The sequence below is a fragment of the Curtobacterium pusillum genome (genome assembly GCF_007680845.1).
Taxonomy (GTDB): domain Bacteria; phylum Actinomycetota; class Actinomycetes; order Actinomycetales; family Microbacteriaceae; genus Curtobacterium; species Curtobacterium pusillum_B.
This window is the reverse complement of record NZ_VEIY01000016.1, coordinates 1-5166: the sequence shown is the minus strand read 5'-3', so window position 1 is coordinate 5166 and position 5166 is coordinate 1. Positions and strand designations below refer to the sequence as shown.

2 rRNA genes are annotated in these 5166 nt (G+C 56.1%); both read right to left on the bottom strand.

Annotated elements, in window-relative coordinates:
- Positions 1 to 83: 83 nt before the first annotated feature.
- Positions 84 to 3213 (bottom strand): 23S ribosomal RNA (locus FS825_RS18425).
- A 426-nt stretch (positions 3214 to 3639) separates the two neighbouring features.
- Positions 3640 to 5161, bottom strand: a 16S ribosomal RNA gene (locus FS825_RS18420).
- Together the 16S and 23S rRNA genes form the textbook arrangement of a ribosomal RNA operon.
- Positions 5162 to 5166 lie beyond the last annotated feature (5 nt).

The following is a 5166-nucleotide window of genomic DNA, read 5'->3' as shown; positions in this document are numbered from 1 at the left end:
TTCAGTTTCTCAGTTCCCGATCGTCTGTCGGGAACCACAAAGTGGACGCGAGCCCGTGACCCAAAGGTCACGGAAATAGTTGTGTTGTCAAGTCTTCGGCTTATTAGTACCGGTCAGCTCCACGGGTCGTTAGTCCCCGCTTCCACATCCGGCCTATCAACCCAGTAGTCTGCTGGGAGCCTCTCACACTCAAGGTGCATGGAAATCTCATCTCGAAGACGGCTTCCCGCTTAGATGCTTTCAGCGGTTATCCGGTCCGAACGTAGCTAATCAGCGGTGCCCTTGGCAGAACAACTGACACACCAGAGGTTCGTCCATCCCGGTCCTCTCGTACTAGGGATAGATCTTCTCAAATTTCCAACGCGCGCAGCGGATAGGGACCGAACTGTCTCACGACGTTCTAAACCCAGCTCGCGTACCGCTTTAATGGGCGAACAGCCCAACCCTTGGGACCTACTCCAGCCCCAGGATGCGACGAGCCGACATCGAGGTGCCAAACCATGCCGTCGATATGGACTCTTGGGCAAGATCAGCCTGTTATCCCCGAGGTACCTTTTATCCGTTGAGCGACAGCGCTTCCACAAGCCACTGCCGGATCACTAGTCCCGACTTTCGTCCCTGCTCGACCTGTCAGTCTCACAGTCAAGCTCCCTTGTGCACTTACACTCGCCACCTGATTGCCAACCAGGTTGAGGGAACCTTTGGGCGCCTCCGTTACTCTTTGGGAGGCAACCGCCCCAGTTAAACTACCCATCAGGCACTGTCCATGAACCCGATCAGGGTCCTACGTTAGACATCCAAAGTGACCAGAGTGGTATTTCAACAATGACTCCACGAACACTAGCGTGCCCGCTTCACAGTCTCCCACCTATCCTACACAAGCCACTCCGAACACCAATACCAAACTGTAGTAAAGGTCACGGGGTCTTTCCGTCCTGCTGCGCGTAACGAGCATCTTTACTCGTAGTGCAATTTCGCCGAGTTCGCGGTTGAGACAGCTGGGAAGTCGTTACGCCATTCGTGCAGGTCGGAACTTACCCGACAAGGAATTTCGCTACCTTAGGATGGTTATAGTTACCACCGCCGTTTACTGGGGCTTAAATTCAGAGCTTCGCCCAAAGGCTAACCCCTCCTCTTAACCTTCCAGCACCGGGCAGGCGTCAGTCCGTATACATCGTCTTGCGACTTCGCACGGACCTGTGTTTTTAGTAAACAGTCGCTTCCCACTGGTCTCTGCGGCCTTCAACGCTCAACGAAGCAAGTCCGTATCACGTGTCCGGCCCCCCTTCTCCCGAAGTTACGGGGGCATTTTGCCGAGTTCCTTAACCACGATTCTCTCGATCTCCTTGGTATTCTCTACCTGACCACCTGAGTCGGTTTCGGGTACGGGCGGCTGCAACCTCGCGTCGATGCTTTTCTCGGCAGCATAGGATCACTGATTTCCCCTTGACGGGTACGCGTCGGATCTCAGGCGTACAGACGACGGATTTGCCTATCGTCAGCCCTACATCCTTACACCAGGTTCACCTTACGGATACCATCGCCTGGCTCAGCTACCTTCCTGCGTCACACCTGTTCATACGCTAACCGCACCAGCATGGGGTCGAGCGTTAGACCGGCCACCATCACCCCGAAGGGATCCGGTCAGCCGGGTTAGGACTCTTAGCACCACTGGATTAGCTTGGGCGGTTGTTCGCCGGTACGGGAATATCAACCCGTTGTCCATCGACTACGCCTGTCGGCCTCGCCTTAGGTCCCGACTTACCCAGGGCGGATTAACCTGGCCCTGGAACCCTTGGTCTTTCGGAGGACGGGTTTCTCACCCGTCTTTCGCTACTCATGCCTGCATTCTCACTCGTGTAGCGTCCACGGCTGGATCACTCCGCCGCTTCACTCGCCACACGACGCTCTCCTACCACTCCGCACGACTGAACCACGAAGGCTTGTCGGTGTGCGAAATCTACAACTTCGGCGGTGTGCTTGAGCCCCGTTACATTGTCGGCGCGGAATCACTTGACCAGTGAGCTATTACGCACTCTTTCAAGGGTGGCTGCTTCTAAGCCAACCTCCTGGTTGTCTGTGCAACTCCACATCCTTTCCCACTTAGCACACGCTTAGGGGCCTTAGTTGGTAGTCTGGGTTGTTTCCCTCTCGACGATGAAGCTTATCCCCCACCGTCTCACTGCTGCGCTCTCACTCACCGGCATTCGGAGTTTGGCTGACGTCAGTAACCTGTTGAGGCCCATCGGCCATCCAGTAGCTCTACCTCCGGCGAGAAACACGCAACGCTGCACCTAAATGCATTTCGGAGAGAACCAGCTATCACGAAGTTTGATTGGCCTTTCACCCCTATCCACAGCTCATCCCCTCCATTTTCAACTGAAGTGGGTTCGGTCCTCCACGACGTCTTACCGTCGCTTCAACCTGGCCATGGATAGATCACTTCGCTTCGGGTCTAGGACATGCGACTGAATCGCCCTATTCAGACTCGCTTTCGCTACGGCTGCCCCACACGGGTTAACCTCGCCACATATCACTAACTCGCAGGCTCATTCTTCAAAAGGCACGCCGTCACCCCTACAAGGAGGCTCCGACGGTTTGTAAGCAAACGGTTTCAGGTACTATTTCACTCCCCTCCCGGGGTACTTTTCACCTTTCCCTCACGGTACTTGTCCGCTATCGGTCATCTGGGAGTATTTAGGCTTATCAGGTGGTCCTGACAGATTCACACGGGATTTCTCGGGCCCCGTGCTACTTGGGATACACATCCGGCCATAACACCATTTCGTCTACGGGGCTGGCACCCACTACGGCCCGGCTTTCAAACCGGTTCGACTATGATGCGCTGTAACCGCCCCAGTCCGGCAGAACTGAGCGACGTGTCCCACAACCCCGACCATGCAACGCCCGCCGGCTATCACACATGATCGGTTTAGCCTCATCCGCTTTCGCTCGCCACTACTCACGGAATCACATGTTGTTTTCTCTTCCTGTGGGTACTGAGATGTTTCACTTCCCCACGTTCCCTCTACCCGCCCTATATATTCAGGCGGGAGTCACCAGGTCGCACAAGACGCCCAGCGGGGTTTCCCCATTCGGAAATCCTCGGCTCACAGCTCGATTATCAGCTCCCCGAGGCTTATCGCAGATTTCTACGTCCTTCTTCGGCTCCAGATGCCAAGGCATCCACCGTTTGCTCTTAGAAACTTGACCACAAAGATTAAAATTGCGATCGACTCGAACAATCACCAACCACAAGGGCTGGTCATCGTCACGAGCGATCTAAGATGCTCGCGTCCACTGTGTAGTTCTCAACATACGATCGGCACCACACTCCCCCGGAAGCAACCGCTCCCAGCTTCACGTGGCCCATCGAAGAACCCTGCGGATCACTCCGCCGGCTCAACCCCCAAACCCAACACGGGTTCGGGAAGCCTGGTCCCTCAGGACCCAACAACGTGCACCAGCCGACCCGCTCACCCCCGACCCCCTCCAACCACCCCCGAAAGGCTGGCGTACTAGGACCGGAAGACGCGCTCCCGACTGCACTGTCAATGTTCCACCCATGAGCTACCGGCGAGAACGTTCGTCTCGATCCGGCGCCTGGATCCCAGCAAGCTGGAACCAGATGCTCCTTAGAAAGGAGGTGATCCAGCCGCACCTTCCGGTACGGCTACCTTGTTACGACTTAGTCCTAATCACCGATCCCACCTTCGACGGCTCCTTCCACAAGGGTTAGGCCACCGGCTTCGGGTGTTACCGACTTTCATGACTTGACGGGCGGTGTGTACAAGGCCCGGGAACGTATTCACCGCAGCGTTGCTGATCTGCGATTACTAGCGACTCCGACTTCATGAGGTCGAGTTGCAGACCTCAATCCGAACTGAGACCGGCTTTTTGGGATTCGCTCCACCTTACGGTATCGCAGCCCTTTGTACCGGCCATTGTAGCATGCGTGAAGCCCAAGACATAAGGGGCATGATGATTTGACGTCATCCCCACCTTCCTCCGAGTTGACCCCGGCAGTCTCCTATGAGTCCCCGCCATAACGCGCTGGCAACATAGAACGAGGGTTGCGCTCGTTGCGGGACTTAACCCAACATCTCACGACACGAGCTGACGACAACCATGCACCACCTGTACACCGACCACAAGGGGGCGACCATCTCTGGCCGTTTCCGGTGTATGTCAAGCCTTGGTAAGGTTCTTCGCGTTGCATCGAATTAATCCGCATGCTCCGCCGCTTGTGCGGGCCCCCGTCAATTCCTTTGAGTTTTAGCCTTGCGGCCGTACTCCCCAGGCGGGGCGCTTAATGCGTTAGCTACGACACAGAAACCGTGGAAAGGTCCCTACATCTAGCGCCCAACGTTTACGGCGTGGACTACCAGGGTATCTAATCCTGTTCGCTCCCCACGCTTTCGCTCCTCAGCGTCAGTTACGGCCCAGAGATCTGCCTTCGCCATCGGTGTTCCTCCTGATATCTGCGCATTCCACCGCTACACCAGGAATTCCAATCTCCCCTACCGCACTCTAGTCTGCCCGTACCCACTGCAAGCCCGAGGTTGAGCCTCGGGATTTCACAGCAGACGCGACAAACCGCCTACGAGCTCTTTACGCCCAATAATTCCGGACAACGCTTGCACCCTACGTATTACCGCGGCTGCTGGCACGTAGTTAGCCGGTGCTTTTTCTGCAGGTACCGTCACTTGCGCTTCTTCCCTACTAAAAGAGGTTTACAACCCGAAGGCCGTCATCCCTCACGCGGCGTTGCTGCATCAGGCTTTCGCCCATTGTGCAATATTCCCCACTGCTGCCTCCCGTAGGAGTCTGGGCCGTGTCTCAGTCCCAGTGTGGCCGGTCACCCTCTCAGGCCGGCTACCCGTCGTCGCCTTGGTGAGCCATTACCTCACCAACAAGCTGATAGGCCGCGAGTCCATCCCCAACCAAAAAATCTTTCCACCACCAGACCATGCGGCCGGCAGTCGTATCCAGTATTAGACGTCGTTTCCAACGCTTATCCCAGAGTCAGGGGCAGGTTACTCACGTGTTACTCACCCGTTCGCCACTAATCCACCCAGCAAGCTGGGCATCATCGTTCGACTTGCATGTGTTAAGCACGCCGCCAGCGTTCGTCCTGAGCCAGGATCAAACTCTCCGTAAAAAAAT